The organism is Amycolatopsis thailandensis (assembly GCF_002234405.1).
Taxonomy (GTDB): domain Bacteria; phylum Actinomycetota; class Actinomycetes; order Mycobacteriales; family Pseudonocardiaceae; genus Amycolatopsis; species Amycolatopsis thailandensis.
Genome location: NZ_NMQT01000120.1, coordinates 1 through 4,609 on the forward strand (window position 1 = coordinate 1; position 4,609 = coordinate 4,609).

4 protein-coding genes are annotated in these 4,609 nt (G+C 67.5%); 2 read left to right on the forward strand and 2 right to left on the reverse strand.

Annotated features, from left to right (window positions below):
• Positions 1–324: 324 nt before the first annotated feature.
• Both CFP71_RS32100 and CFP71_RS32105 read right to left on the reverse strand, forming a co-directional pair.
• Positions 325–1,857: an alpha/beta hydrolase gene (locus CFP71_RS32100; protein WP_093937694.1), complete on the reverse strand. Its 1,533-nt coding sequence runs from the start codon at positions 1,855–1,857 to the stop codon at positions 325–327.
• Between the two features lie 114 nt (positions 1,858–1,971).
• Entirely contained in the window at positions 1,972–2,970 is a 999-nt protein-coding gene (locus CFP71_RS32105; RefSeq protein WP_093937695.1) for an SGNH/GDSL hydrolase family protein, read from the reverse strand.
• Positions 2,971–3,093: 123 nt separating this feature from the next.
• Between CFP71_RS32105 and CFP71_RS32110 the strand changes: the two genes are divergently transcribed.
• Positions 3,094–3,669 carry a TetR/AcrR family transcriptional regulator gene (locus CFP71_RS32110; RefSeq protein WP_482746724.1) on the forward strand — a complete coding sequence of 192 codons (576 nt, stop codon included), beginning with the start codon at positions 3,094–3,096 and terminating at the stop codon, positions 3,667–3,669.
• A gap of 102 nt (positions 3,670–3,771) precedes the next feature.
• Complete coding sequence (locus tag CFP71_RS32115) at positions 3,772–4,461, forward strand: hypothetical protein (protein ID WP_093937696.1); 690 nt, start codon at positions 3,772–3,774, stop codon at positions 4,459–4,461.
• Positions 4,462–4,609: the final 148 nt, after the last annotated feature.

Consider the following 4,609-nt stretch of genomic DNA (forward strand, 5'->3'; position numbering starts at 1 on the left):
AAGGGGGCCATCATGTACTGGAGCCGCCGTGAAGGTCGAGTTTCCTCGGCTGAGCCGAGGGAAGGGGGCCTTCACGCGCAGCCGCTGTGGTCGCTGTGGTCGCTGGTGCGTCTGAGCTGAAAGTGACAATCACCCAAATCCGTGAAGGCCTCCTTCACTACCTTCAGGGTAGGCAAGGAGGCCTTCACGGACCGGAACCGCGCTCCGCCACAGCCGGAACCCAGCAGCTACCTAAGACACGGTCGGCGCTAACCCGAATCGCCACTCACGACCCACGGCACCGAAGGCCACCGCCAGGGCATGTCCTCCGTATCTCGTCTCCTTCTAAGGCGTCGGCAGCGGCATTCCGGGGACGCTCTGGTCGGCGGGGATCGCTCCGCCGACCAGGTACTCGTCCACGATCTTGTCCACGGCCGCGTTGCCGCCCGCGTAGATCCCGTGGTCACCCTCACCGGTCACCGTCAGCATCCGCGAGTTCGCGAACCCGGCGTGTGCCTTCTTGGCGCCTTCGATCGGGGTGGCCGGATCGTGCTCGGACTGGACGATCAGCACCGGCGGCACTCCCTTGCCATCCAGCTTCGGCAACGGACGCGGCTGCTTGTCCCAGAACAGGCAGACCGACGCGTTCAGCGTGCCACCGCCCGCCAGGAGCAGGCCGCGGTCGAGGTTCCGCTGCGAGTCGCGGATCAGCGACTCGCGGGTGCCGGTGAACCGGCCCTCGCCGCAGACGGTGCTCCAGAACGTGCCGTCCTGCGCGTCGGGGAAGTCACCCGCGCCCTTGATGGCGGCCCGGGCTTCGGCCTTGGCCTGGTCCGGCGCCCCGTTCTCCAGCCCCGCCCGGACCTTGACCAGCAGGTCGGCCAGCGCCGGGAAGGACTCCTTCTTGTAGAGCAGGTAGATCATCGCGTATTCGAGCTGCATCGGCCCGTTCCCGTTGATCGGGTTGCGCGACAAGGCGTACCGGAGCCGCTCGTAGGCTTGCCGGACCTCTTCGCCGCCGGTGCCGAAGTGGTACTTGGCGTCGTAGCGCGCCATCCACGGCAGGAAGTCCTGCCGCCAGCGCCGTTCGAAGCCGACGGGCTGCCGGTCGAACGACTTCTGCCAGGTCGTGGTGAACTCCGTCGACGAGTCCAGCACGAACCGTCCCGTCCGCTGGGGGAACTGCTGCGCGTAGTGCGCTCCCAGCCAGGTGCCGCCCGAGTAGCCGACCCAGTTGATCTTCTCCCGGCCCAGCAGGACCCGGAGCAGGTCGTAGTCCTTGATCGTCTGGTAGGTGGTGATCAGCGGCCCGAGTTCGCCGTTGGCGTGCTGACAGGATCGGGCCACGTGCTCCGCGTTCGCCAGGATCTGGTTCAGGTTGCGCGGGTCCCGGTCACGCGGATCCAGCTCATTGACCAGGCCGGCGGTGTTCCGGCAGGTGACGTTGGTGCTCTTGCCGGTCCCGCGGACGTCGATGCCGATGACGTCCTGGTGTTCGCGCAGCTTCTCCTGCCCGCGGAAGGTCACCGGGAACCAGCGCCCGGGTCCGCCGGGCCCACCCGGATTGGTGAGCACCGACGCCGTCGACGCCCCGGTGGACTTCAGCCTGCTGACCGCGATGGTCAGGTCCTGCCGCTCGTTCGCGCGGTCCCAGTCGCGCGGCGTGCGATAGGACGCGCATTCGAGCCCGCTGATATCGGTGCCCGGCGGCAGCGTGACCAGTTCGTCCGCCGCGCAGGGATGCCAGTCCAGGGTCTGACCGGTGTAGTAGCCGGGGATGCCCGTCGTGTTCAGCGTGCTCGCCGAAGCCGGCACGGCTCCGGCGAGCAGTCCGCCCACGACCGCCGGGATCACCCCGGCGGCCAGTAGCCGCTTCATCTGCTGCCCCCTTCTTTCCTTGTTTCCCAACGGCTCTCGACGCTAGGGCCGGGCACACCCAGCGAACATCGACCGCAGGTAGCGCCGGGAGGTGAACCAAGGAACAAGGGGCGGCTAGGACCGGGGCACAAGTCCGGCCGCGGTGGCCTTGCGCTCCAGTTCGGCCGGAGTGCTCGCGTTCCGCGCGTCGGGCGCCTTCGTGGACGCGGCGGCGGTGCCTCCGAGCGCCTTGAAGATCAGATCGGCTTCGGCCTTCATCCCGGCCGCGTAGGGGTGGTAGGCCACCGCGCGGAACAGGTCGGTGTCCTTGCCGCTCACCCAGGCCGCGTCGCCCGCACAGGCGTCATGCCCGCTGCTCGGCCCATAGGTGTCGACATAGCGGGCACCCTGCTTACGGGCCGCGGTGGAGACGGCCTTGTTGAGCGCGCGTTCGACCTCGTCGGCCCAGGCGTAGTCGCCGTCGGCGAACGGGAGGACGCTGGGGCAGTAGCCCTTCGACGGCGTGATCCGCGGATACCCGACCAGCACGATGGTGGCCGCGGGCGAACGCTCCTGGACACCCTTGACCACGCGTTCGAGGTTTCGCTCGGTGTTCTTGAGCGCCGCGAGCAGGGTGTCCGTGCCCTTGATCGTGAAGTGGTCCTTGCACGGCGAACCGGTCGGGTCGTCGTCGCGCAGCCCGGGGCAGGTTCCGATCAGGCTGCCGAAGACGCCGTAGTCGTTGCCGCCGATGCCGATGGTCACCAGGTCGGTGTCCAGGGTCAGCGCGTCGAACTGCGCGGGCACGGACCCGAGCGCGAGACTCGGCGAAGGAACCGTCTGCGGGTTGAGCATGTTCGTGGTGTCCGCCGAAGAGCAGCTGACGTCGGTGAAGGCGCCGGACTTGTAGTAGAGCCCGAGCTTCGTGGCCAGCCAGGCCGGGTAGTTGTTGTTCGACCGGAAGCACCAGCTCGCCTGCTGCCACGGGATCAGCGGACCCGCGGTGTAGGAGTCGCCGAGCGCGACGTACTTGCGGAACGACGGGGTCTCGGCGGCACTCGCCGGTATCCCCAAACTCGCTAGAGAGACGACCGCCAGCAGCGTGGCGAGGACAAGTCGGGTGGTACGGCGCATGGCGACCTCGTGATCCGTCGTTGGACTACCGGCCGATCCTGACAAGTTTTCACCTCCGTCCACAATAGAAGTGAGCATCTTTCACGTTTCAGGGGGTTTGATAGAACGCTCTATCATGGGGTGGTGACTGGAACGCGGGAACGCATCGTGAACGCCGGGGCCGAACTGCTCAGAAGGAACGGCTACACCGGCACCGGGGTGAAGCAGATCGTCGAGGCCGCGAACGCGCCCTTCGGCTCGCTGTACCACTTCTTCCCCGGCGGCAAGGAACAGCTCGGCGAGGAGGTCATCCGCACCTCCGGGATGATGTACCTCGCGTTGTTCGAGATCTTCTTCGCCGACGAGCCGGATCTGATCCACGGGATCGAAGCGGCTTTCGCCGGCGCGGCCGACACGCTCGAAGCGACCGACTACGCCGACGCCTGCCCCATCGCGACGGTCGCGCTCGAGGTCGCCAGCACCAACGAGAAGCTGCGGATCGCGACGGCCGACGTGTTCACGGCGTGGATCGAGACCGGCGCGGAGAAGCTGGGCAAGTACGGTCTCTCACCCGCGGCCGCGCGGCAGCTCACGATCGCCCTCGTGAACAGTCTCGAAGGGGCCTTCGTGCTGAGCCGATCGTTGCGTGACACCGAAGCGCTCGAAATCGCGGGCGCGTCGACGGTCGCCTTGGCGCGCACGCTGCTCCCCGACGCGTGAAGCACCGACGGCCGGTTGCTGAACACCGGGATTTCCCCGCAACGGGCAACGACTTCCGGCCGACCTAGCGGTCGTCAACTCCGGAACGCGTTTGGGGAGCACATGATCATCAGGAAGCTCGTGATCGGCACCATCGCCGCCGCCGCGCTGCTCACCGCGGGCGCGGTGCCCGCGACCGCCGCCGAGGTCCAGCCGTCCACCCTCACCACGTCCACCAGCGGCACCAAGATCGACGCCGGCAAGACCGTCACGATCTCCGGGAAGCTCACGAAGTCCGACGCCACCCCGATCGCGGGTGCCGAGGTGGGCATCTCGTTCTGTTTCAACGGCTTCTGCGGTGAGGCTCAGGCCAAGCCGGTCACCGACGCCGCCGGCGTCTACACCGCGACACTGTCCCCGATCCGCACCGGCAACTACCACGCCGACTTCTTCTCCACCGACCCGGTGATCGCGAACTCGCGTGCCGACACCCCGAAGATCGTCGTGCTGCACCCGGCGAAGATCACGTCGTTCGCGGCGGGCCGGAACGCGGCCAAGGCCGTGACCGGCTCGGGCACGATCGACTTCCCCGGCCGGTACACCGCGAACCCGATCCCGGTCGAACTCCAGTACTACTCGCTCAGCGGTCACCGCTGGACCACGGCGGCGACGGTCGACGCCACCTGGAACGGCACCACCTGGGCCTTCTCGGCCTCGGCCGAGTACCGCAAGCCCGGCGTCTGGCGGGCGTTCTACGCGGGCGCGCCCGAGATGTTCCACGCGGCGGCGAGCAACCTCGTCTTCGTGCTCTGACGTTTCCGTGAAGGCCTCTTTCCCTACTCTGTCCCGGCAAAGTCGCGTAAGCGGGTCGTGAGCGGCGTTTCGGGTTGTTGAGGGGTAAGGCAAAGTTGTCTTGCTGGACTTTGCGTTCGGGAGACGTGAGTGAGGTGAAGGGGTCTTT

What these genes read in the sequence shown, in the direction of transcription:
- CFP71_RS32100 (WP_093937694.1), bottom strand. Translation starts at nt 1,857, where the DNA reads ATGAAGCGGCTACTGGCCGCCGGGGTGATCCCGGCGGTCGTGGGCGGA.
- CFP71_RS32105 (WP_093937695.1), bottom strand. Translation starts at nt 2,970, where the DNA reads ATGCGCCGTACCACCCGACTTGTCCTCGCCACGCTGCTGGCGGTCGTC.
- CFP71_RS32115 (WP_093937696.1), top strand. Translation starts at nt 3,772, where the DNA reads ATGATCATCAGGAAGCTCGTGATCGGCACCATCGCCGCCGCCGCGCTG.